The sequence below is a fragment of the Roseomonas sp. CAU 1739 genome (assembly GCF_039839775.1).
In the GTDB taxonomy this organism is placed as follows: Bacteria; Pseudomonadota; Alphaproteobacteria; order Acetobacterales; family Acetobacteraceae; genus Neoroseomonas.
Genome location: NZ_JBDOQQ010000003.1, coordinates 270,279 through 291,713, shown reverse-complemented (window position 1 = coordinate 291,713; position 21,435 = coordinate 270,279). Strand labels below are relative to the sequence as shown.

Here is a 21,435-nt window from a genome sequence, read left to right as displayed (position 1 = left end):
GAGCGCAGCCAGGGGGCTGGCAACAGGGGAGAGGCCAGGCATGCCAGGCACGTCCAACGAGACGGCGCGGCGCATCGCGATGTTGCGCGACATGGCACGCATCCGCGCCTTCGAGGTCGAGGCGGTGGCCGCCATGCGTTCGGGCGAGGCGCCGGGCGTGGTGCATCCATCGATCGGGCAGGAAGGTGTCGCGGTCGGCGTCTGTGCGAACCTGAAGCGGGCGGATCGCATCACCTCGACGCATCGCGGTCATGGACATGCCATCGCCAAGGGGGCCGATGCGCGGGCGATGATGCTGGAACTGCACGGCCGCGCCGGCGGGTCCTGCGGCGGCAAGGGCGGGTCGATGCACATCGCGGATTTCGCGGTGGGGATGCTGGGGGCGAATGGCGTGGTCGGCGCGGGCATCCCGATCGCCTGCGGGGCGGCGCAGGCAATCCGCCTGAAACGGGAGGACGCCATCGTCACCTGCTTCTTCGGCGATGGCGCTGTCAATCGTGGCCCATTCCTGGAGGGGATGAACTGGGCGGCGCTGTATCGGCTGCCGGTGCTGTTCGTCTGCGAGGACAATGGCTTCGCCGCCTTCACCCGCAACAGCGCGGTGACGGCCGGTGGCGGGCCGGCGGTCCGGGCCGAGGCCTGCGGCGTGCCGGCGATGGCGGTGGATGGGGAGGACGTGCTGGCGGTCGATGCGGTCGCCGCCGATCTGGTCGCGCGCATCCGCGCCGGGGACGGGCCGCAGTTCCTGCACGCGAAATGCTACCGCTGGGAGGGGCATACCGGGACGGACGCCGCGGCGTATCGCCCGGCTGAGGAAGCTGCCGCGGCGCGGCAGCGCGACTGCATCCGGCGCTTGGCAACGAGCCTGCTCGCCGCGGGCATATCGGCGGCCGAGATCGCCGCCATCGAGGCAGAGGCAGCGGCGGAGATGCAGGCGAGCCGTGCGGCCGCCATGCGCGCGCCCTGGCCCGACCCCGGCGCCGCCTTCAGCGACGTGCAGGATGCGGGAGCGCCGGCATGACGCGCATGACCTTCGCCGAAGCGGCGCGCCGTGCCCTGGCCGAAGAGATGCGTCGCGATCCGCTGGTCTGGGCGCTGGGCGAGGATCTCGTGCAGGGCGGCATCTTCGGCCAGTACAAGGGGCTCGCCGAGGAATTCGGGCCGGACCGCATCGTCTCGACGCCGATTTCCGAGAGCACCATCATGGGTGCGGGGCTTGGCGCCGCCTTGTGCGGCACGCGGCCGGTGATCGAGATGCGCATCGCCGACTTCACATTGTGCGCGATGGATGAACTGGTCAGCCAGATCGCCAAGGTGCGCTACATGTTCGGCGGGCAGGGGCGCGCATCGCTGGTAGTGCGCATGCCGCATGGGATGTGGCGCAATTCGGCCGCGCAGCACAGCCAATGCCTGGAAGCCTGGCTGACGCATATCCCGGGCCTGGTGGTCGCGGCACCTGGCACGCCGGCGGATGCGGCCGCGCTGCTGAAAGCGGCGATCCGATCGGACGATCCGGTCGTGCTGATGGAACCCAAGAACCTCTGGACCGCCGAAGGGGAGGTGCCAGACGATGCCGAGCCGATCCCCTTCGGGCAGGCGCGCTTCGCGGCGCGCGGCGACGGGGTGACTGTCGTGACTTGGTCAGCCTGCGTGCCCGTGGTCGAACAGGGGGCGCGGGAGGCCGGCATCGCCTGCGATGTCATCGACCTGCGCAGCCTGTGGCCGTGGGATGAGGCCGCCGTGATCGGTTCGGTGCGGCGCAGCGGGCGGCTTCTGGTGGTTCATGAGGCCGTCACCGTGTCGGGCTTCGGCGCCGAGGTGGTGGCGCGCGTCGTCGAGGCCATGGCGCCAGGCGGGCTGCGCGCGGTGGAACGGCTTGGCGCGCCGCGGGCACCGGTACCGTTCAGCCCGCCGCTCGAACAGGCGATGCGGGTGACGCCGGCAGGTGTCGCCGCAGCGATCCGGCGCGTCGTCACCACCTGACCGCAGGTATGGCCTTCCCCGCGAGTGGGATACGGGCGCAGGGTTCGTCTCGCGATAGCGAGAGCAGGAGAAGGCATTGCTCGCACTTGCGGGCTGCCGATGCCCGTGCTCGGTTTCGCGCCATCGCCAAAGAGGAGGCATTCGCCATGAGCATCTCGATCGGTCAGGTCGCGCCGGATTTCGAGGCCGACACCACCCAGGGCCGCATCCGCTTCCATGAGTGGATCGGCGATGGCTGGGCCATCCTGTTCAGCCACCCCAAGGACTTCACGCCGGTCTGCACGACCGAGCTCGGCACCATGGCCGGGCTGAAGCCGGAATTCGACAAGCGCAACACCAAGATCATCGGCCTTTCCGTTGATCCGGTGGACAGCCACAGCCGCTGGGCGGACGACATCCGCGAGGTGACCGGCCATGCCGTGACCTATCCGATGATCGGCGACCCGTCGCTCGCGGTGTCCAAGGCCTATGGCATGCTGCCGGCCGATGCGGGCAGCACCTCGGAAGGCCGCACGGCGGCGACCAACGCGACGGTGCGCGTCGTCGTCTTCATCGGGCCGGACAAGCAGGTGAAGGCGTATCTCGCCTATCCGATGACAGCGGGGCGCAACTTCGACGAGATCCTGCGGCTGCTCGACAGCCTTCAGCTGACGGCCAAGCACAAGGTCGCGACGCCGGCGAACTGGAAGCATGGCGAGGACGTGATCATCGCCGGGTCTGTCAACAACGACGACGCGAAGAAGCTGTTCCCGGCAGGCTGGAAGGAACCCAAGCCGTACATCCGCATCGTCCCGCAGCCGTGATCGCGGCGGCGATTTAGCGCTCGCGCCCGACCGATCGGTCGGGGCATGCTTCCTCCCAACGAAAGTTGAGAGGAATGGCATGGACGGTTCCGTTGGCCGGCGTGCGCTGCTGGCCGTCTCCTCGGCCGCGCTGGTGGCGCGGCCGGCACTGGCGCAGTCGCGCTATCCGGATCGGCCGATCCGCGTGCTGGTGCCCTGGACGCCCGGCGGGGCAACCGACATCCAGATGCGGTCGGTCTGCGACCAGGCGTCGAAGCGCCTCGGCCAGCCGGTCATCGTCGAGAACAAGCCGGGTGCGTCAGGCACGCTCGGCGCGCTGTACCTGGCGCGGGAAGCGCGGCCGGATGGCTATACGCTCGGCCAGATGCCCAACGGCACCTTCCGCATGCCGGCGATGACGGAACGCCCGCAATGGGACCCGATGCGGGACTTCTCCTGGATCATCCGCCTGGTGGGATACATGGGTGGGGTGGTGGTGCGGCCGGATTCGCCGTGGCGGGACATGCGCGACGTCGTGGCCTATGCCCGCGCCAATCCGGGGAAGATCAGCTACGGCACGCCCGGTGCCAATACGACGGATGTGCAGATGACGCGCTTTGCGCGCGTGGCCGGTATCGAATGGGTCCCGGTGCCATTCCGCGGTGCGGCGCCGAACCTGCAGGCGCTGCTGTCGGGGGACATCCATTTCTCGGCCGAGACCAGCGCCTGGGCGGATATGGCGCTGGAAGGGCGGGTCCGCGTGCTGGGCGTGTGGATGACCGAGCGGGCGGCGCGTTTCCCCGATGTCGCGACCTTCCGCGAACAGGGCTTCGACGTGCTGGGGGAGAGCACCTACGGCATCGCCGGCCCGCGCGGCATGGACCCGGGTGTGGTGCGCGTCATCCACGATGCCTTCAAGGAGGCGCTGTATGACCCGGCGCATCTGGCGACCATCGCGCGCTTCGACATGCCGGTGCGCTACCTCGGCACCGAGGACTACGCGACGGCGGCGATGCTGCAGAACGAGGAGGAGAAACGCACGGTGCAGGAGCTGGGGCTCCGAGCGTCCTGAACCGTCAGCCCAGCCCCATCACCCGCGGCAGCCACAGCGCGATGTCGGGGAAGACCACGACCAGCGCGAGGGCGACGAACATCGCCAGGATCATCCACACCACCCAGGGGATGGTGGTCTCCATCCCCACCCCCGCGATGCGGCACGACACCATCAGGTTCACCGCCATGGGCGGGGTGAACTGCCCGATCGCGATCTTCATGGTCAGGATCACGCCGAACCACGTCAGGTCCCAGTGGAAGTTGTTGGCGATGGGGATCAGCACCGGCAGCAGGATCAGGAAGGTGGAGACGCCATCGAGGAACATGCCGATCACGATCAGCACCAGCATCAACAGGCCTATGGTGCCGTATTCGCCCAGGCCCAGCCCCACGATCCAGGCGGCGATGGGTTGCACGATGCCAAGCGTGCTGGTGGACCAGGCAAAGACGGAGGCGAGTGCCACCACGATGAGGATGACGGCGGACAACTCGCCAGCCTCGACTAGCATTTCGTAACAGTCCCGCAGCGTGAGCGAACGATAGATCACGAAGCCGACGAACAGCCCGTAGGCGACGGCAAGCACCGCGGCCTCTGTCGGCGTGACGAAGCCCGAGCGCATGGCGCCGAGAATGACGACGGGGGCCATCAGGCCCCAGATCGCCTCCTTGAAGGTCTGCCAGACGCGCAGCCGTTCGTCGCTGCGGGCCTTGCCGCCGAAATCCTTGATCATCGAGATGATGATGATCGGCACGATGATGGCAAAGCCGGCGAGGATGCCGGGGAACATCCCGGCCATGAAGATCGCCGGCACCGAGACGCCCGGCACCAGCACTGCATAGATGATAAAGGCGATGGAAGGCGGGATCAGGATATCGGTCGCCGCTGCCGCACCCACCGTCGCGGCGATGAAGGAGCGCGGATAGCCGTCCTTCACCATCGACCGTGTCACCACTTGGCCGACGGCCGCCGAGGTGGCCGGGCCGGAGCCTGAGATGCCGCCGATCACCATCGCCACCAGCACGGCGACCGAAGCTAGCGCCCCGCGTCCCGCACCGACCAGCGCGGTGGCGAAGCGCACCAGGCGCAGGGCGACGCCGGTGCGGTCGAAGACGCTGCCGACGAGGACGAACATCGGGATCGCCATCAACGGGTATTTGGCGATGCCGGCATAGACATTGGTGGGCATGGCGAACATCGACTGGTCGGCGAGTGCGATCGCGGTCGCGCCCGCCAGCCCGAGGGCAACGGCGATTGGCACGCCGCCCAGCAGCATGATCGTGAACAGGGCAAACAGGGTAACGCCGATCATCGTCTCAGCCGTCCTGCCCGCGCATCACCCGCACTAGCCGCCCCGCGGCCCGCAGCATCACCACCAGGGAGAGCAGCGGCAGCCAGCCTGTATAGATCCAGTTGGGATGGCCAAGGCCATTCGACAGCACCTCGAAGTCGTACTCGTCGTAGGCGAGACGCGCGCCGTACCAGACCAGCAGCCCGAAGCAGATGATGGTCAGCAGCATGGCGATCGCTTCCGCCCGGCGACGGAAGGCGGGGCCGCGCCCGTCGACCAGCACGCCGATGCGGATGTGCCGACCGCTGGCGGTGGCAAGCGCGGTGCCGAGCAATGCGACGATCACCATCAGCGCCACCGAGTATTCCTCGGTGAAGGCGAAGGAGACATTGGTCAGGTAGCGCGTGAGCACGTTGGCCGAGGTGATCACGACCATCGTGCCCATGGCGAGCGCGATCAGGACCTCCTCGACGCGCAGTGGAATGCGCGTCGCCGGGTTGATCCGCTCGGCGGTCGGATCAGGTTCGGCGGCCACGTCAGGCGGTCGCGGCGCGGATGGCGGCCTCGGCCTTGCGCACCAGGTCCGCACCCACGGTCTGTGCCCATTTGTCGTAGGCGGGGCGCGTGGCGGTGGCGAAGGCGGCCTTCTCCTGCGCTGTCAGCATCGTGACCTCGACACCGCGGGCCCGCAGGTCGCGGATCGAGGAATCATCGCCACCATCAAGGCCGAGCCCGCGCCGCGTCAGCGCGATCTGGTTGCGGCCGGCTTCCTCGGCGCAATCGCGCACCAATTGCTTGTCGGCATCGTTGAAGCTGTTCCAGACGGTCCGGGACAGCGCGAAGATCAGCGGATCGTTGACGTAGTTCCAGACCGTCAGGTGCTTCTGCGCCAGCGTATCCATGCGGAAGGCGAGGAACAGGTTGATCGGGTTCTCCTGCCCGTCCACCGCGCCGGTGGACAGCGCCGGCTGCAGGTCGGCAAAGGACATCTGCACGGGGTTGGCACCCATGGCTGCGTAGATGTCATTGAAGATCGCACCGGCCGCGAAGCGGATCTTCAGGCCGCGCATGTCGGCCGGAGTGCGGATGGCGTGCTTGGAGTTCGAGACCTCCCGGAAGCCGTTCTCGCCCCAGGCCAGCGGCACGACCTCGCGGCGTTCCATCAGGCCGAACATGTCGCGGCCGACCTCACCGCGGATCAGCGCGTCGAAGGCCTTGTGGTCCGGCATCAGGAACGGGAGCTGGAACAGGCCGAGCTCGCGTACCTGCGGGGCGATGTTGATGGTGCTGAAGACGCCGAAGTCGATCACGCCCTGGCGCATCGCCACCAATTCGCGGGTCTGGTCGCCGCCGACCAGCTGGCTGCCGGGATAGACCTTCACGTTGATCCGGCCGCCGGAGCGTTCGGTGACCAGCTCGGCCCATTGGAAGGCACCCTCGGCAAAGGGGATCGGGCGGTTGCCGACGACCGACAGCTTGTATTCGGGGCGGTATTGGCCCTGGGCACGCGCGGCATACGGCACCGCGAGGCCTGCCCCGGCGGCGCCGAGCAGCAGCGTGCGGCGCGACGCGCCGGTCCTTGTCGTGGTCATCTGGCGTTGCTCCCTCGGGTTGCGCCGGTGGCCGGCGCTTGGCGCCAGACTGGCAGGGCCGGGCCGGTTCGGGCAAGCGCTTGCGGCGCGCGTCTCGGCGGGGCAGACCCAGGGTCGGGAGGACGCGGTGCATGATACCGACATCGAACCTGGCGAGCCTGCTGCTGCAGACGGCCCGGCGCCTGCCGGATCGCCCGGCGCTGATCTGGCGGGATCAGTGCTGGACCTGGGCGGAGGTCGCGGCGCGTGCGGCCGCGGCGGCGGCGGCATTGCGCGCCCGGGGCATCGGCGCGGGCGACCGGGTGCTGGTGCATGCCCGCAACGGCAACGCCATCTTCGAATCCTGCTGGGCCTGCTGGATGATCGGCGCGGTCTGGGTGCCCACCAATTTCAGGTTGAGTCCGCCCGAGGCGGCCTATCTGGCCGCCAATGCCGGCTGCCGGGCGCATGTCTTCGACACGGCCTTTCCCGAGCACCGCGCCGTCGCCAGGGCCGAGAACGCTGCCTGCATCCTGGAGGTGGCGATCGGGCAGGGGGCAGGCCTGTCCTGGGACGATCTGGTCGCCGAGGGCACCGCCGCGCCGGTGACAGACACCGAGGCGGTCGGCCGCGATCACCCGGCCTGGCTGTTCTATACTTCCGGCACCACGGGACGGCCCAAGGGCGGGACGCTGACGCATGGGCAGTTGGCGTTCGTCGTGGTGAACCACATCGCCGACCTGATGCCGGGGCTGTCGGCACAGGATGCTTCGCTGGTGGTCGCGCCGCTGTCGCACGGGGCGGGCATCCATGCGTTGGCACAGGTGGCGCGGGGGGCGGTGTCGGTGCTGCTGCCGGGGGAACGGCTGGATGTGCCGGAGGCATGGCGGCTGGTGCAGGTGCACCGCGTCAGCAACATGTTCACGGTGCCGACCATCCTGAATGCGCTGTGCCGCGATGCGAGCGTGGATGCATTCGATCATGCCAGCCTGCGCCATGTGATCTATGCCGGCGCGCCGATGTATCGGGAGGACCAGAAGCACGCGCTGCGCAAGCTCGGGCGATGCCTGGTGCAGTATTTCGGTTTGGGCGAGGTGACCGGCAACATCACCGTGCTGCCGCCCGAATGGCACAGCCTGGAGGACGATCCGGCCTTCCCCATCGGGTCCTGCGGCTACCCGCGCACGGGGATCGAGGTGGCGATCCTGGATGCGGCGCATGTCCGGCTGGCGGCCGGTGAGACGGGCGAGATCTGCGTGCGCGGGCCGGCCGTGATGGCGGGGTATTTCGAGAATCAGTCAGCCAACGAGAAAGCCTTTGCGGGGGGCTGGTTCCACACCGGCGATCTTGGGCATCTGGACGTGCGCGGCTTCCTGCACATTACGGGCCGGCAGTCGGACATGTACATCTCCGGCGGGTCGAATGTGTATCCGCGGGAGGTGGAGGAGGCCCTGCTGACGCATCCGGCCGTGGCCGAGGCCTGCGTGGTTGGCGTGCCGCATGAGAAATGGGGCGAGACGGGCGTGGCGGTGCTTGTTGCGGCCGAGGGTGCGGTGATCGACACCGCCGAAGTCATGGCCCAATTGGATCGGCGGCTTGGCCGCTATAAATGGCCGTCGCGCATCGTGGTGTGGGATGCGCTGCCGCGCTCAGGCTACGGCAAGGTCCCGAAGAACGAGGTGAAGCGGCTGCTGGCGGAACGGGGCGACGTGTAGCGCCAAGGCCCGATGCAAAGCATCGGGACCGGAGCGCGAAGCGCGACCAGACTGTCAACAGCATCCGGTGCGCGGCGCGGAGGCAAGGCGGCCCGATGGCCGCCGCCCGCCGTCCGAGGGCGAAAAACCCTCAGCCGCGCCCTTCGAACGGCATCTTCGTCGCCTTGATCGTCAGCGTGAAGATGTTCGATTCCAGCGGCAGGTTCGCCATGTGCAGGATGGCCTGGCCGACATGGTTCACGTCCATCGTCGGTTCCACAGCGGTCGTGCCATCGGCCTGCTTCACGCCCTTCGCCATGCGGGCGGTCATCGGCGTCGCGGCGTTGCCGATGTCGATCTGCCCGGCGCAGATGTCGTATTTGCGCCCGTCGAGCATCACCGACTTGGTCAGCCCGGTGATGGCGTGCTTGGTGGCGGTATAGGGCGCGCTGTCGGGGCGCGGCGTATGCGCGCTGATCGACCCGTTGTTGATGATGCGCCCACCCTGCGGTGCCTGGTCCTTCATGATGCGGAAGGCTGCCTGCGCACACAGGAAGGACCCGGTCAGGTTCACCGCTACGACGCGCGTCCAGTCGGCGAAGGTCAGGTCCTCGAAGGCGGTGCCGGGAACGTTCTGGCCGGCATTGTTGAACAACAGGTCGAGCCGGCCGAATTTCGACTTCACCGTACCGAACAGGGCATCGACGGCGGCGGGGTCGGCGATGTCGGCGGGGACCGCCAGGGCGCGGGTGCCGGCGGCGCCAGCCATGGCGATGGTTTCGTCGAGCGCTTCCTTGCGCCTGCCGGTCAGCACGACGGACCAGCCGCCGCCCAGCAGGGCCAGGGCCGCGGCGCGGCCAACGCCGGTGCCCGCGCCGGTGACGACGGCGATCTTGGTGCTCATGGGTGTTTCCTCACGGTGAATGGGTGGCGGCACTGTGCGCGGCGCCGGCCGGTCAGTAAACCGCGCGGCCGCCCGAGATGTCGAACACCGCGCCGGTCGAGAAGGAGCAATCCTCCGACGCCAGCCAGCAGGCCAGGGCGGCGATCTCCTCGACCTCGACGAAGCGATCCATCGGAATTTTCGAACGCATCCAGGCGATCTGCTGTTCGGTCATCTGCTTGAAGATGTCGGTCGCGGCCGCGGCAGGGGTGATGCAGTTGGCAAGCACGCCGGTCTTGGCCAATTCCTTGCCGAGCGACTTGGTGAAGCCGATCAGACCCGCCTTCGACGCGCTGTAGTGGGAGGCGTTGGGGTTGCCTTCCTTACCGGCGATGGAGGCGATGTTGACGACGCGGCCATAGCCGGCCGCGATCATCGTGGGCACAAGGGCGCGGGCGACCAGGTAGGGCGCGATCAGGTTCACTTCGATCACGCGGCGCCATTCGGCGGGCGGCAACTCCCATGATGGCGCGTTGCCGCCGGTGATGCCGGCATTATTGACCAGGATGTCGATGCGGCCATGGGCCTTGAGCGTCGCATCGCGCGCCGCGGCGATGGCGGCTTCGTCGGTCAGGTCGAGCGCATGGGCGCTGGCGCGGCCAAGGGCGGCGGCGGCTTCGGCCCCGGCCGCGGCATCCATGTCCCAGATGGCGACCGTCGCACCCGATTCGATCGCGCGCCGGGCGATCGCGAGGCCGATGCCGCGCGCCCCGCCGGTCACGACGGCCACCCGCCCTGCCAGGTCCAGTCGGTTCATGTCGCTTCCTCCGTTGGTGGACGCAGTTTCGGCCACCACCTTGCGGACGGGAAGGGGGGTAACCGGACGGTTCCCACCAGCGCGATTTCCCCCTTATAGTCGAATCACAGCCGGCACGAAGCCGGCGGACAACGGGAGAATACGTTCATGAACCGTAGGCAGTTGCTGGCCGGCGCAGCCGCTGGCGTGTCCATTCTGTCGCGCCCCTGGGCGGCGCGCGCCCAGCAGGGCATCACCCTCAACGGGGCGGTCCAGTTCAACGATGACCATGTCTTCACCCGCGCCCTGGTGCGGTTCGAGGAACTGGTGAAGCAGTACTACACCGCCCAGCCGGTGAATTTCGTGCTGCACAAGAACTCCAGCCTGGGGCTTGAGAAGCAGTATTTCGAATACATGTCGGCCGGCCGCGGCGCGGTGGACTACGGCATCGTCTCGCCGGCCCACATGTCCACCTTCAGCCGCGCCGCACCCTTCGTGGATGCGCCCTTCCTGTTCACCGGCCTGCCGCAGTGGAACCTGGTGCTTGACCAGGACCTGTTCGCCCCGGTGGCGCAGGAGATCGAACGCCGCGCCCGCGTCGCGCTGATCGGTTATGCCGGCGGCGGCGTGCGCAACATCTTCGCCAACAAGCGCATCACCGACATGGCGGGGCTGCGCGGCCTGAAGGTCCGCGTCCAGGGCGCGCCGATCTGGTCGCGCACCTTTCAGGCGGCGGGGATGTCGCCATCGGTCATCGCCTACAACGAGGTCTATAACGGCATCCAGAACAACGTCATCGAGGCCGGTGAGAACGAGGCCGCGGGTGTCGAGGCGATGCGCTTCTACGAGGTCGCGCCGAACCTCATCATGACGCAGCACGCCATCACCATCCGCCCGATCTGCTTTTCCACCCAGTCGCTGGCGCGGCTGCCTGCCCCGCTGCAGGAAGCGATCAAGCGGGCGGGCAAGGAAGCCGGAGCCTTCGGCCGTCACGCCGAAAGCACCGAGGACGGCCAGAAGATCGCCGAACTCGAACGCGCGGGGCGGTTGCGCCAGGTCGAGTTCACCCAGCGTGCGGAACTCAAGCGCGCGGTGGATCCGGTGATGGTCGCCTATGCCCGCGAAGTGGATGCGGAAGGCATCTTCAACCGCATCAACGCGATCACGGCGTGATCGCCGGCGGGCCGGCGGCCATGGTGCCGCCGGCCGCCGTTTCCCGAACCTTCCGGAGCCTCCCATGCCCCAGCCTGGCCTGCGCGGTCTGGTGCGGCGGGCGGCCGAGCTCTATGCCCGGTTGCTCTCCGCACTGCTCGCGATCTTCGTCCTGATCCTCGTCTTCCCGGTCACATTGCAGGTCGTCTCGCGCCAGACGAGCCTGCTGCCGCACTACATCTGGACGGAGGAGATGGCCCGCTTCCTCCTGGTCTGGACGGTGATGATCGGCGCCATCGTCGGGCAAAAGGAGGGCATCCATTTCATCGTCGACCTCTGGCCGGAATTGAAGGGACGCGCGCGCGCACTGATGGACATCGTCTCGGGGCTGTTCGTGCTGACCTTTGGGGCGATCTTTCTTTGGTTCGGCATCGAATTCGTTGATTTCGCGTGGTTCCGCATCAGCGAACTCGCGGAATTGCCCCTGTGGCTGATCCACCTGCCCTGGCCGATCCTCGGCTTTTCTTGGCTGCTGTTCGGCGGCGAGAAATTCTTCGACGATATGCAGACACTGATTCACGGGGAGCAGGCCTGATGGGCGGCAATGCACTGGACGCCGCCCAGGCGGCCTGGATCCTGTTCGGCGTCTTCTTCACGCTGCTGGCGCTGCGCGTGCCGGTGGCGGTGGCGCTTGGCCTGGCGTGCCTGCCGATCCTGGTGATCGAGGATCGCCTCGGTCCGATGGTACTGATGCAGGAGACATTCAACGCGTACAACTCCTTCATCCTGCTCGCGGTGCCCTTCTTCCTGCTGACCGCGAACCTGATGAATGTCGGTGGCATCACCGACCGGCTGATGACACTGTCGCGCACTATGGTCGGGCATTTCCCTGGCGGGCTCGCGCAGATCAACGTCGTGCTCTCGATCTTCTTCGCGGGCATTTCCGGGTCATCGACCGCGGATGCGGCATCCCAGTCGAAGATCTTCATCGATGCCCAGCGCAAGGAGGGCTACGACGACAGCTTCTCGGTCGCCATCACCGCGGTTTCGGCGGTGCTGGCGGTGATCATCCCACCATCCATCCTGATGATCGTCTGGGGCGGGGTGCTGACGGTGTCGATCGGGGCGTTGTTCCTCGCGGGCATCGTCCCCGGGCTGCTGATCGGGCTGGTGCAGATGGCCACGGTGCATGCCTATGCGAAGCTGCGCGGATACCCGACCTATCCACGGGCGACGTTCATGGAATTTGCCCGCGCGCTGATGGTGTCCGTGCCCGCGCTGATGACGCCGGCCATCATCATCGGCGGCAAGGTGTTCGGCTGGTTCACTGCGACGGAAAGTGCGTGCATCGCGGTGCTCTACGCCGGTGGCCTGTCGCTGCTGTACTACAGGGAGATGGGCCTGAAGCAGCTTTGGGAGGCCCTGGGCGAGACCGGCCGCCTTGCCGCGGTGGCGCTGTTCTGCGTCGGCACCGCCTCGGCCTTCGGCTGGCTGCTCGCCTATTACGAGATCCCGAAGGCCATCCTGACCGGCGTATCGGCCTGGGGCATGGGGCGGACCGCGACGGGTTTCTTCATTGCCGCGGTGTTCCTTGTGGTGGGCTGCTTCCTGGATGCCATCCCGGCCATCATCATCGTCGGTGCGATCCTTCAGCCCCTGGCCTACGGCGCGGGGATGGATCCGGTGCATTTCGCGATGGTCGGCATCGTCAGCCTGGCATTCGGCCTGGTGACGCCGCCCTACGGGCTGTGCTTGATGATCGCCTGCCACGTGGCGGGCATGCGCATGGCCGATGCGCTGAAGGACACGATGATCATGCTGCTGCCCATGCTGGGCGTGCTGATGCTGGTCATACTTTGGCCCGATGTGGTCCTGCTGCTGCCCAGGCTGGTGTCGCCCGAATTCCTCAACTGACCCCGGCAGGCCTGTGACCCGCTTCGCTTGACCTTCAGGGGGGCACGCCGCAGCCTTGCGGCTCAACTCGACGGCAGGGGGCCGCTCCGGCGGCTTGGCCCCCTGCACGAGAATGCCCGTCTGGAGTGGACCGCCTGCCCATGACTGCCCCGCGCCCGCCGCGAATCTTCATCGATGGCTTCAATCTCTCCCTGACGCAGGGAACGGGCGTTGCGACCTATGCCCGCAACCTGTCCTTCTGCCTGCGCGACCTCGGCGCCGAGGTGGGCGTTCTCTACGGCACGAAATCCTCGACCATCGCCATGAATTCCCTGATCCGGGAGATCGCCTTCTTCGATCCGCTGGTGGGCCGCCCGTCCAGGCTGGCCGAGGTGATGCGCGTGATGCAGCGCGCCCTGACCACGCCGATGGGGGAGATCGCGACACAGGTGCCCATCACCGGCCGGGTGGTGCGCGATACCTTCCGCAGCCGGCTGCCGTTCTTCGACCACATCTGGAACGTGCAGAACCTGTTCGAATCGCAGCGGCTGCACTACAAGCTGTACCGCAACAGGATGACCGTGCATTTCCGGCACCCGCCGCAGTTGATGCACTGGACCTATCCGCTGGCGCTGAAGGTGCGCGGCGCGCGCAACGTCTACACGATGCACGACCTCGTGCCGCTGCGGCTGCCCTACACGACCCTGGACCACAAGCGGAACTACTTCCGGCTGGCGCGACAGCTCGCGCGGCGCAGCGACCACATCGTTACGGTCAGCGAGGCATCCAAGCGCGACATCATCAGCCTCCTCGGCATCTCCGAGGACAAGGTCACCAATACCTACCAGGCGGTTGATATTCCGGCCCAGTTCACCAACAAGCCGGTCGGTGACGTCAAGACCGAGGTGGAGGGCACCTTCGGCCTTGGCTACCAGAAATACTTCCTGTTCTTCGGGGCCATCGAGCCCAAGAAGAATGTCGGCCGCATGATCGAGGCGTATCTCGCTTCCGGCGTGACGGACCCCCTGGTCATCGTCGGCAAGAAGGCCTGGAAGTCGGAGGAGGAACTCCGACTTCTGTTCGAGAACGAGCATGTCCGCTACCTGCTCACGCAGGACGGCATCACCCAGACGCGCCATCGCGTGCAACTGGTGGACTACGCCTCCTTCCCGCTGCTGGTCAGCCTGATCCGCGGGGCGAAGGCGGTGTTGTTCCCGTCCCTGTACGAAGGATTCGGCCTTCCAGCGCTGGAGGCCATGCTTCTGGGAACGCCCGTGATGACGTCCAACACCTCCTCGATGCCCGAGGTTGTCGGGGATGCGGCCATGAAGATCGACCCGTACGACGTCCGGGCCATGGTGGACGCGATCCGCGCGCTTGATACCGACGCCGAACTGCGCGGCAGGCTTTCGGAATTCGGCCCGCGCCAGGCCTCGCTGTTCTCACCGGAACGCTATCGGGTGCGGCTGCGCGACGCCTATGGCAAGCTCGGGGTCAAGGTGGGCGGCTGAGCGGGCCTGTGCCATACCGCCATTCGATGGATCGAGCGGGGACAGCGATGGATCAGGCAGGCCCGGATGGCGGCGATGGCAAGCCCGGCGAGGCGCTGCAGCAGGCCGATTCCCTGCGCGACCAGCGCATGTGGGATGCCGCTGCCGCGGCCTATCGGGGGTATCTCGACCGCCGACCGGAGGATTGGCGTGCCCGCATCCAGCTGGGCCATTGCCTGAAGGAGGCCGGCGACTTCGCGGCTGCCCTCCTGGCCTATCGCGAGGCCGCGGGCGTTGCGCCGAACAGCGCGGATGCGCATCTGCATATCGGCCACGCCCTCAAGATGATCGGCGAGGGGGAAGGGGCCTGGCGCTCCTATGCCCGTGCGCTTGAACTCGAGCCCGACCATGCCGAGGCGATGCGCGGGGCGAAGTCGCTGTCCTTCCTGGCCGCCGCCGTGCCGCGCCACGCGCGCGCGCCCGGCCAGGCGCTGCAGGTCGTCTTCGACTGCTCCGATCTCGTCGCCTATGTCTATCACAACCGCACGCCGACCGGCATCCAGCGGGTGCAGCTGAACGTTACGGCCCGGGCGCTGCTCGATCCTATCGAGGGTGTGGCGACGGCGGCCGTCGCCTTCGACGAAACCTCGGGCTACTGGCGTGAGATTGGGCGCGACCTGTTCCTGCGCCTGTGGCGCCTGTCGCGCACGGGCGGCGAGGTGGACGCACCCGCCTGGGTGGAGGTGACAGAGGAGCTCCGCGAGACGCTGCGCGACGGGCAGGATTTTGTCTTCGCGCCGGGGGCGAGCCTGATCAACCTCGGCACATCCTGGTGGATCAAGGACTACTTCCTGCGGGTGCGCCATGTCGCGCGCCGCTATGGCGTGCGCTACGTGCCGCTGATCCATGACTGCATCCCGCTGATGACCCCGGAGCACTGCGCGCCCGCGCTGGTCGAGGAATTCGCGCAGTGGTTCTCCTGCATGGCGGCGCAGGCGGACCTGGCCTTCGTCACCTCCGACTGGTCGGCGGCGGATGCGCGGCGGATCGCAACGGCGGTGGCGCCGGATCGCGCCTTGCCGATCACGGTGGTCAGCCCCAATGCGGATCTGCGCCAGGAACTCGGCGTGATCCCGGATTCCTGGCCGCCGCGGCCCGACCTGCCGGAGCCGCAGGAGAGCTTCGTGCTGTGCGTCGGCACGATCGAGAGCCGCAAGAACCACCTGATGCTGTTCCACGCCTGGCTGGCGCTGATCCGCCGCCACGGCGCCGCGCGGGTGCCGCGGCTGCTGTGCATCGGCAAGCAAGGCTGGCTGGCGGATGCGGCGATGATGTTGTGGCGCAATTCTCCGGCGTTGCAGGAGCGCGTGTCGATCGCGCATGGCGTGTCGGATGTGGTGCTGGCCGCGCTGTATGGCCGGGCGACGTTCACCGTCACCAACAGTTTCTACGAAGGCTGGGGCCTGCCGGTGACGGAAAGCCTGTCCTTCGGGCGCGTTCCGCTGGTCGCGCGCAACACCTCCTTGACCGAGGCTGGCGGCGATGCGGCGGTGTATTTCGAGCCGGACAATCTGCCGGACCTGGTGGCGAAGCTGGAGCGGCTGATCTTCGATGATGTGGAGCGCGAACGGCTCGAAGCCGTGATCCGCGACACCGTGTCGCTGCGCAGCTGGGCCGATATCGCCGACCAGGTGATGCGGGAGATCGTTGCGCGCAGCGCCGAGGCCGGCAACATGCCGGTGCCGCCGCTGGCGGTCGCCCCCGCCGTGATCTACCCATTGCGATTGACCGGCGGCGTGGCGGCCGAACGCAGCAAGGCCATGGCCGACCTCGTGCGCGACGGGCTGGCTTGGCATCCGTTGGAATCCTGGGGGTGCTGGACGCGGCCGGGCATGGCGAAGCTGCGCCTGCCTGTGGAACCCGCCATCGGTACCGGGCCGCTGCGGCTCTACCTGGGTTGCGTCGCGCCGCAGGGGGCGACCGGGATTCGTCTGCGTGCCTTCGGTTCGGCCTCTCCGCCAGGGCCTTTCCAGCGGATCGGTCTGGACACCGGCAGCGAGGGCCGCTTCGCCTGCGTGCTCGACTGCGACGCGGCCGGTGGCGAGGTCATTGTCGAAATCGATGGCGGTGAGGGAACCGAGATCGATGTCCTGGAGGAGGCGGCTGGGCGGTTCGTCGGGCTCGGTGTCACCGCGATGATGCTGTGCCGCCCGGATGATCTGCCGGCGCGCATCGATTTCCTCGAACGGCAGGCGTATCGCGTGCTCGGCCCGGATCGGTAGCGATTCGCTTGCATTCGACTTGCGTTCCACTTGCACACTGAGTGCTTGCATAATGAGTGCCGGTGATCCGGCGCGGAACAGGAAGGATCGAAGAATGGCCAGGTTCACGGTTCGGCGTCGCGGTCTGCTGCTGGCTTCGGCCGGCGTGCTGGCGGCACCTTGTGTCGCGCGGGCGCAGGCGCCGGCGATCAAGCTCGGCATCTTGCAACCGGTGACCGGGGCGCTGGCACAGGATGGCGAGTACGGGCGGCTTGGCGCCGAACTTGCGATCAACGAGATCAACGCCGGCGGCGGCATCCGTGCCCTGGGCGGGGCCCGCATCGAGACGGTGTTCGGCGATGCGCGGTCCAACCCCGAAGGCGGCGTGGCCGAGGTCGAGAAGATGCAGGCCGAGGGCGTGCTGGCCGTGGTCGGCGGCTTCGCCAGCCCGATCTGCCTGGCCGCGTCCCAGGCGGCGTCTCGCTACGACCTGCCCTACGTCGTCGATGTCGGCGTGTCGGACCAGATCGTTTCGCGCGGGCTGACCAATACCTTCCGCTTCGGGCCGGGCTTCGGCGTGGTGACGAATGCGGCCCTCGACAATCTGGTGGCGCTGAACGATGCGGCGGGCAAGCCATCCCGCACCGTGGTGATCGTGCATGAGGACGGGTTGTTCGGGTCCGGCATGGCGCGGCTGCTGAACGCCGAACTGCCCAAGCGCGGATTCGAGGTGCTGGAGACCATCGCCCACCCGACGCCGGCGCGCGACATGAACAACGTCGCATTGCGCATTCGCGCGCTGCGGCCGGACCTGGTGATCCCGTCCTCCTACTATGCGGAGTTCGTGCTGCTGTCGCGCACGATGCAGCAGCAGCGCATCCGGCTGAAGGGGATCTACTGCATCCTGAACGGTGCCGCGTCCAACTACCGCTTCGTGCGGGAATTCCCCGATGCGGCGAATCTGGTGATGGACTGCAACCACTGGCCCGATCCGCGCAAGCCGAAGACCGCCGAGCTGCGCCGTGCGGTGGAGGCGCAGAACCGTTTCTGGCTCTACAACATCCCGCTCAACTACTCGGCGGTGATGCTGGTGGCCGATGCGTTGGAACGCGCCGGTCGGGCCGATCGCGCGGCGCTGACCACGGCACTCGCGGCAACCGACGGGGCCTTCACGAAACACATCATGCCCTATGGACCGACGCGCTTCGTCAATGGCCAGAACCAGGCCGGCGCACCGGTGAACACCCAGGTCCAAGGCGGCGACATCAAGGTGATCTTCCCGCGCGACTTCGCCGACGCGCAGGCGGTCTATCCCGTCACCGGCTGAGATGGGCCTGCCGCCGGAGATCATCCTGGAGGCCGTGCTGAACGGCCTCCTCACCGGGGCGGTGTACGGGTTGGTGGCGCTTGGGCTGACGCTGGTCTACGGCGTGCTGCACATCATCAACTTCGCCCATGGCGCGCTGCTGACGGCGGCGATGTATGCGGCCTATGTGGCATGGGCGGGGCTCGGGGTTGATCCGTACATCGCGGCGCTGCCGCTGGCGGTGCTGTTCTTCGGCATCGGGTATCTGGTGCAGCGGCTGGTGATCGGCCCGGCCAGCCGGGGCAGGGATGAGAACATCCTGCTGGTCACCCTCGGCCTGTCTATCATCATCGAGAACCTGATGCTGGCGGTGTTCCGGTCCGACACGCGCAGCATCGACGTGTCCTACGCGATGGATGTCGTCGAGTTCGGCCCGGCGCTGCTGTCCTGGCCGCGCGTGGTGGGCTTCGCGGGCACACTCGCGGTCGGCGTCGTGCTGTATCTGCTGATGACCTTCAGCGCGACGGGCAAGGCGATCCGTGCGGTCGCCAGGGAGAGGACCGGCGCGGCGCTGGTCGGCATCGATGTCGCGCATATCTACGCCGTCACCTTCGGCATCGGCACGGCGTGCCTCGCGATTGCGGCGGCCTTGCTGCTGCCGTCCTTCTATGTCTCGCCGCGTGTGGGCAATGCTTTCGTGCTTGTCGCCTTCACCATTGTTGTGCTGGGGGGCATGGGCAGCGTGGTCGGCGCGCTGGTCGGCGGGTTGCTGATCGGGGTGGTTGAAAGCCTGTCGGGGCTGTTCCTTGGCGAAAGCCTGGGCCAGATCGGCATCTTCGTGATCTTCATCCTGGTGCTGCTGGTCCGCCCGACAGGGCTGTTCGGTGCCAAGGCATGATGCCGATCCTGGCCTTCGGCGCGGTGATCGCCGCGGCACCATTTCTGATCGCCAGCAATGTCGTGCTGAACTTCCTGGTCTTCACCATGATCATTGCGCTGGCGGCGCAGGGGTGGAACCTGCTGGGCGGCTATGGCGGTCAGTACTCCTTTGGCCACGCGGCATTCTTCGGCACCGGCGCCTATGCGACCGCAATCCTGCAGATGCGGTTTGGGATGAACGCCTATCCGGCCTTCGCGATGGGCATCGCGCTGGCAGCACTGGCCGGGCTGGCGATCGGCGCGATGGCGTTTCGCTCAGGCTTGAAAGGGTCATATTTCGCGCTGGTGACGCTGGCCTTTGCCGAGGTGTTCCGCGTGTTGGCCAATGCGGGTGAACTCACCGGCGGGGCGGCCGGCATTCTGATCCGGTTGCAGGTTGATCCGGGCAATTTCCAGTTCGCCGGGCGCGGTACCTTCCTGTGGGTGGCCGGAGCGCTGGTGACACTGGCGCTGATCGCGACGCGCGTGCTGGAACAGTCACGTCTCGGGGCGCAACTCGTCGCGGTGCGGGAGAATGAGGCCGCGGCACAGGCGCTCGGCGTCGATATCCTGGCGGTGAAGCTGCGCGCCATCACGCTGTCGGCCGGCATGACCGGGGCGGCGGGTGGGCTCTATGCGCAGTACTTTCTCTATCTCGATGCCAACATCGCCTATGGCACCTGGATCTCGGTCGAGGCGCTGCTCGCGCCGATCGTCGGCGGCGCGGGCACGGTGTTCGGGCCCCTGCTGGGTGCGGTGATCCTGCACGGGCTCGCCGAGGCGACGAAGTCCATCGCCGGGCGCATTCCCGGCATCGACCTGGTGGTGTTCGGCATCGTGCTGATCCTGGTGGTGCGCTTCCCACCGCGCGACATCCCTGGCCTGCTGCGTCGGTGGCGGCGATGACCGGCACCGGGCCCGATCCCGCCTTCCTCGCCGTGCGTGGCGTGACCAAGCGCTTTGGCGGCCTGGTGGCGGTGAACGACGCGACGCTGGATGTCGCTGAAGGGTCGATCACCGGCCTGATCGGCCCGAATGGCGCGGGCAAGACGACGCTGTTCGCGCTCATCGCGGGCTTCGAGACACCAACCGCCGGCCTGGTGCTGCTGGAAGGCGAGGACATCACCGGACGCCGCCCGCATGACCTCGCGCGCATGGGCCTGGCGCGCACCTTCCAGATCGTGCAGCCCTTCGCCGGGCTGACCGTGCGCGAGAACATCGCGGTCGGCGCCTTCCTGCGTGAGGCAAAGCGCGGCGCCGCGCTGGCGGCGGCGGAGCAGGTCGCAGAACGTGTTGGCCTGTCCGACCAGCTCGACAAGCCAGCCGCCGCGCTGACCGTCGCCGGGCGCAAGCGGCTCGAGGTGGCGCGTGCGCTGGCCACCCGGCCGAAACTGCTGCTGCTGGATGAGGTGCTCGCCGGCCTCAATCCTTCGGAGATCCGCGACATCGTCCCGATGGTCCGCGCCATCCGCGAGTCCGGCGTGACGATCCTGATGATCGAACACGTCATGCAGGCCGTGATGAATCTGTGCGAGACGGTGCATGTGCTGGCGCAGGGTCGGATCATCTGCTCCGGCGCGCCGGCCGAGGTGGTCGCGGCGCCCGCGGTGGTCGAGGCCTATCTGGGCCACGGTGCCGCCCGGCGTTTGCAGGGGGCGGCCGATGCTTGAGATCCGCGGCCTCGAAGCCGGCTATGGGCTGACCACGGTGCTGCGCGGCGTGGACCTGAGCGTCCCCGCCGGGCGGGTCGTCGCCGTTCTTGGCGCCAACGGTGCCGGCAAGACGACGCTGAACATGGCGATCAGCGGGCTCGTGAAGCCGCGAGCGGGCAGCATCACCTTCGAGGGGCGGCGCATCGACGGGCTGGCGCCGCCCGCCATCACCGAGGCCGGCCTCGTGCATGTGCCCGAAGGTCGCAAGGTGTTCCCCAACCTGAGCGTGCGGGAGAACCTCGATCTTGGCGCCTATCGTCGCGGCGGGGCGAACAAGGCGCGTAACCTGGATCGCGTCTTCGACACCTTCCCAAGGCTGCGCGAACGCATGCGCCAACGCGCCGGTACGTTGTCGGGCGGCGAACAGCAGATGCTCGCCATCGGGCGGGGGATGATGGCGGAACCGCGGCTGCTGATCCTCGACGAGCCCTCGCTCGGACTGTCGCCGCTGCTGGTCGAGGAGATGTTCGCCCTGATCAGCCGCCTTCACGCGGATGGGCTGGCGATCATGCTGGTGGAACAGAATGTCGCACAGAGCCTGGAGGTCGCCGACGACGCCCATGTGCTCGAGAACGGCGCCTTCGCCATCGGTGGCACGGCGGCGCAGGTGCGTGCCGATCCGCGTCTTCAGCGCGTCTATCTCGGATTGTAG

20 protein-coding genes are annotated in these 21,435 nt (G+C 67.7%); 15 read left to right on the top strand and 5 right to left on the bottom strand.

Features of this window, described 5'->3' with window-relative positions; genetic code table 11:
- The first annotated feature begins 40 nt into the window (after positions 1 to 40).
- From AAFN86_RS07535 to AAFN86_RS07520, 4 genes are all read left to right on the top strand, one after another.
- Positions 41 to 1,021 (top strand): thiamine pyrophosphate-dependent dehydrogenase E1 component subunit alpha, encoded by a 981-nt coding sequence (locus AAFN86_RS07535; RefSeq protein ID WP_347542670.1) that lies wholly within the window; start codon positions 41 to 43, stop codon positions 1,019 to 1,021.
- The gene (locus AAFN86_RS07530; protein WP_347542668.1) at positions 1,018 to 1,983 is read left to right on the top strand and encodes a transketolase C-terminal domain-containing protein; all 966 of its coding nucleotides are present in this window, start codon (positions 1,018 to 1,020) and stop codon (positions 1,981 to 1,983) included. The genes AAFN86_RS07535 and AAFN86_RS07530 overlap by 4 nt, the downstream gene beginning before the upstream one ends.
- A gap of 146 nt (positions 1,984 to 2,129) precedes the next feature.
- Positions 2,130 to 2,786, top strand: a complete 657-nt coding sequence (locus AAFN86_RS07525) for a peroxiredoxin (RefSeq protein ID WP_347542666.1) — start codon at positions 2,130 to 2,132, stop codon at positions 2,784 to 2,786.
- 79 nt (positions 2,787 to 2,865) lie between these two features.
- A complete protein-coding gene (locus AAFN86_RS07520; protein ID WP_347542665.1) occupies positions 2,866 to 3,837 on the top strand; it encodes a tripartite tricarboxylate transporter substrate binding protein in 972 nt (323 codons plus the stop codon).
- Between the two features lie 4 nt (positions 3,838 to 3,841).
- On the opposite strand, the gene AAFN86_RS07515 is transcribed toward AAFN86_RS07520, so the two are convergent.
- Genes AAFN86_RS07515 through dctP form a run of 3 tightly spaced genes read right to left on the bottom strand, consistent with a single transcriptional unit; the run spans position 3,842 to position 6,699 of the window.
- Complete coding sequence (locus tag AAFN86_RS07515) at positions 3,842 to 5,128, bottom strand: TRAP transporter large permease (RefSeq protein WP_347542664.1); 1,287 nt, start codon at positions 5,126 to 5,128, stop codon at positions 3,842 to 3,844.
- 4 nt (positions 5,129 to 5,132) lie between these two features.
- Positions 5,133 to 5,642 carry a TRAP transporter small permease gene (locus AAFN86_RS07510; RefSeq protein WP_347542663.1) on the bottom strand — a complete coding sequence of 170 codons (510 nt, stop codon included), beginning with the start codon at positions 5,640 to 5,642 and terminating at the stop codon, positions 5,133 to 5,135.
- A 1-nt stretch (position 5,643) separates the two neighbouring features.
- A complete protein-coding gene (dctP, locus tag AAFN86_RS07505; RefSeq protein ID WP_347542662.1) occupies positions 5,644 to 6,699 on the bottom strand; it encodes a TRAP transporter substrate-binding protein DctP in 1,056 nt (351 codons plus the stop codon).
- 38 nt (positions 6,700 to 6,737) lie between these two features.
- Here dctP and AAFN86_RS07500 point away from each other — a divergent pair, with 38 nt between their 5' ends.
- On the top strand, positions 6,738 to 8,393 hold the full coding sequence (locus AAFN86_RS07500; RefSeq protein WP_408906590.1) for an acyl-CoA synthetase: 1,656 nt from the start codon (positions 6,738 to 6,740) through the stop codon (positions 8,391 to 8,393).
- 130 nt (positions 8,394 to 8,523) lie between these two features.
- Here AAFN86_RS07500 and AAFN86_RS07495 read toward each other — a convergent pair whose 3' ends face one another.
- Together AAFN86_RS07495 and AAFN86_RS07490 are read right to left on the bottom strand one after the other, a co-directional pair.
- Positions 8,524 to 9,276: an SDR family oxidoreductase gene (locus tag AAFN86_RS07495; protein ID WP_347542660.1), complete on the bottom strand. Its 753-nt coding sequence runs from the start codon at positions 9,274 to 9,276 to the stop codon at positions 8,524 to 8,526.
- A gap of 52 nt (positions 9,277 to 9,328) precedes the next feature.
- Positions 9,329 to 10,072, bottom strand: a complete 744-nt coding sequence (locus AAFN86_RS07490; protein ID WP_347542659.1) for an SDR family NAD(P)-dependent oxidoreductase — start codon at positions 10,070 to 10,072, stop codon at positions 9,329 to 9,331.
- Positions 10,073 to 10,219: 147 nt separating this feature from the next.
- Between AAFN86_RS07490 and AAFN86_RS07485 the strand changes: the two genes are divergently transcribed.
- The 10 genes from AAFN86_RS07485 (at position 10,220) to AAFN86_RS07440 (ending at position 21,435) form a co-directional block, all read left to right on the top strand.
- Positions 10,220 to 11,224 (top strand): TRAP transporter substrate-binding protein, encoded by a 1,005-nt coding sequence (locus AAFN86_RS07485; RefSeq protein ID WP_347542657.1) that lies wholly within the window; start codon positions 10,220 to 10,222, stop codon positions 11,222 to 11,224.
- A 64-nt stretch (positions 11,225 to 11,288) separates the two neighbouring features.
- Positions 11,289 to 11,798, top strand: coding sequence for a TRAP transporter small permease subunit (locus AAFN86_RS07480; RefSeq protein WP_347542655.1), 510 nt, complete (start codon positions 11,289 to 11,291; stop codon positions 11,796 to 11,798).
- On the top strand, positions 11,798 to 13,117 hold the full coding sequence (locus AAFN86_RS07475; protein ID WP_347542653.1) for a TRAP transporter large permease: 1,320 nt from the start codon (positions 11,798 to 11,800) through the stop codon (positions 13,115 to 13,117). Before AAFN86_RS07480 ends, AAFN86_RS07475 begins: the two co-directional genes overlap by 1 nt.
- A gap of 140 nt (positions 13,118 to 13,257) precedes the next feature.
- Positions 13,258 to 14,607 (top strand): glycosyltransferase family 1 protein, encoded by a 1,350-nt coding sequence (locus AAFN86_RS07470; protein WP_347542652.1) that lies wholly within the window; start codon positions 13,258 to 13,260, stop codon positions 14,605 to 14,607.
- A gap of 47 nt (positions 14,608 to 14,654) precedes the next feature.
- Positions 14,655 to 16,868 carry a glycosyltransferase gene (locus AAFN86_RS07465; protein ID WP_347542651.1) on the top strand — a complete coding sequence of 738 codons (2,214 nt, stop codon included), beginning with the start codon at positions 14,655 to 14,657 and terminating at the stop codon, positions 16,866 to 16,868.
- 94 nt (positions 16,869 to 16,962) lie between these two features.
- Entirely contained in the window at positions 16,963 to 18,174 is a 1,212-nt protein-coding gene (locus AAFN86_RS07460) for an ABC transporter substrate-binding protein (protein WP_347542650.1), read from the top strand.
- Position 18,175: 1 nt separating this feature from the next.
- Positions 18,176 to 19,051: a branched-chain amino acid ABC transporter permease gene (locus AAFN86_RS07455; RefSeq protein WP_347542649.1), complete on the top strand. Its 876-nt coding sequence runs from the start codon at positions 18,176 to 18,178 to the stop codon at positions 19,049 to 19,051.
- Complete coding sequence (locus AAFN86_RS07450; protein ID WP_347542648.1) at positions 19,048 to 19,977, top strand: branched-chain amino acid ABC transporter permease; 930 nt, start codon at positions 19,048 to 19,050, stop codon at positions 19,975 to 19,977. The genes AAFN86_RS07455 and AAFN86_RS07450 overlap by 4 nt, the downstream gene beginning before the upstream one ends.
- Positions 19,974 to 20,741: an ABC transporter ATP-binding protein gene (locus tag AAFN86_RS07445; protein ID WP_347542647.1), complete on the top strand. Its 768-nt coding sequence runs from the start codon at positions 19,974 to 19,976 to the stop codon at positions 20,739 to 20,741. The genes AAFN86_RS07450 and AAFN86_RS07445 overlap by 4 nt, the downstream gene beginning before the upstream one ends.
- Positions 20,734 to 21,435: an ABC transporter ATP-binding protein gene (locus AAFN86_RS07440; RefSeq protein WP_347542646.1), complete on the top strand. Its 702-nt coding sequence runs from the start codon at positions 20,734 to 20,736 to the stop codon at positions 21,433 to 21,435. Before AAFN86_RS07445 ends, AAFN86_RS07440 begins: the two co-directional genes overlap by 8 nt.

Coding starts and splice junctions, on each gene's coding strand:
- AAFN86_RS07535 (WP_347542670.1), top strand. CDS start 41: ATGCCAGGCACGTCCAACGAGACGGCGCGGCGCATCGCGATGTTGCGC.
- AAFN86_RS07530 (WP_347542668.1), top strand. CDS start 1,018: ATGACGCGCATGACCTTCGCCGAAGCGGCGCGCCGTGCCCTGGCCGAA.
- AAFN86_RS07525 (WP_347542666.1), top strand. CDS start 2,130: ATGAGCATCTCGATCGGTCAGGTCGCGCCGGATTTCGAGGCCGACACC.
- AAFN86_RS07520 (WP_347542665.1), top strand. CDS start 2,866: ATGGACGGTTCCGTTGGCCGGCGTGCGCTGCTGGCCGTCTCCTCGGCC.
- AAFN86_RS07515 (WP_347542664.1), bottom strand. CDS start 5,128: ATGATCGGCGTTACCCTGTTTGCCCTGTTCACGATCATGCTGCTGGGC.
- dctP (WP_347542662.1), bottom strand. CDS start 6,699: ATGACCACGACAAGGACCGGCGCGTCGCGCCGCACGCTGCTGCTCGGC.
- AAFN86_RS07495 (WP_347542660.1), bottom strand. CDS start 9,276: ATGAGCACCAAGATCGCCGTCGTCACCGGCGCGGGCACCGGCGTTGGC.
- AAFN86_RS07490 (WP_347542659.1), bottom strand. CDS start 10,072: ATGAACCGACTGGACCTGGCAGGGCGGGTGGCCGTCGTGACCGGCGGG.
- AAFN86_RS07485 (WP_347542657.1), top strand. CDS start 10,220: ATGAACCGTAGGCAGTTGCTGGCCGGCGCAGCCGCTGGCGTGTCCATT.
- AAFN86_RS07480 (WP_347542655.1), top strand. CDS start 11,289: ATGCCCCAGCCTGGCCTGCGCGGTCTGGTGCGGCGGGCGGCCGAGCTC.
- AAFN86_RS07475 (WP_347542653.1), top strand. CDS start 11,798: ATGGGCGGCAATGCACTGGACGCCGCCCAGGCGGCCTGGATCCTGTTC.
- AAFN86_RS07470 (WP_347542652.1), top strand. CDS start 13,258: ATGACTGCCCCGCGCCCGCCGCGAATCTTCATCGATGGCTTCAATCTC.
- AAFN86_RS07465 (WP_347542651.1), top strand. CDS start 14,655: ATGGATCAGGCAGGCCCGGATGGCGGCGATGGCAAGCCCGGCGAGGCG.
- AAFN86_RS07460 (WP_347542650.1), top strand. CDS start 16,963: ATGGCCAGGTTCACGGTTCGGCGTCGCGGTCTGCTGCTGGCTTCGGCC.
- AAFN86_RS07455 (WP_347542649.1), top strand. CDS start 18,176: ATGGGCCTGCCGCCGGAGATCATCCTGGAGGCCGTGCTGAACGGCCTC.
- AAFN86_RS07450 (WP_347542648.1), top strand. CDS start 19,048: ATGATGCCGATCCTGGCCTTCGGCGCGGTGATCGCCGCGGCACCATTT.
- AAFN86_RS07445 (WP_347542647.1), top strand. CDS start 19,974: ATGACCGGCACCGGGCCCGATCCCGCCTTCCTCGCCGTGCGTGGCGTG.
- AAFN86_RS07440 (WP_347542646.1), top strand. CDS start 20,734: ATGCTTGAGATCCGCGGCCTCGAAGCCGGCTATGGGCTGACCACGGTG.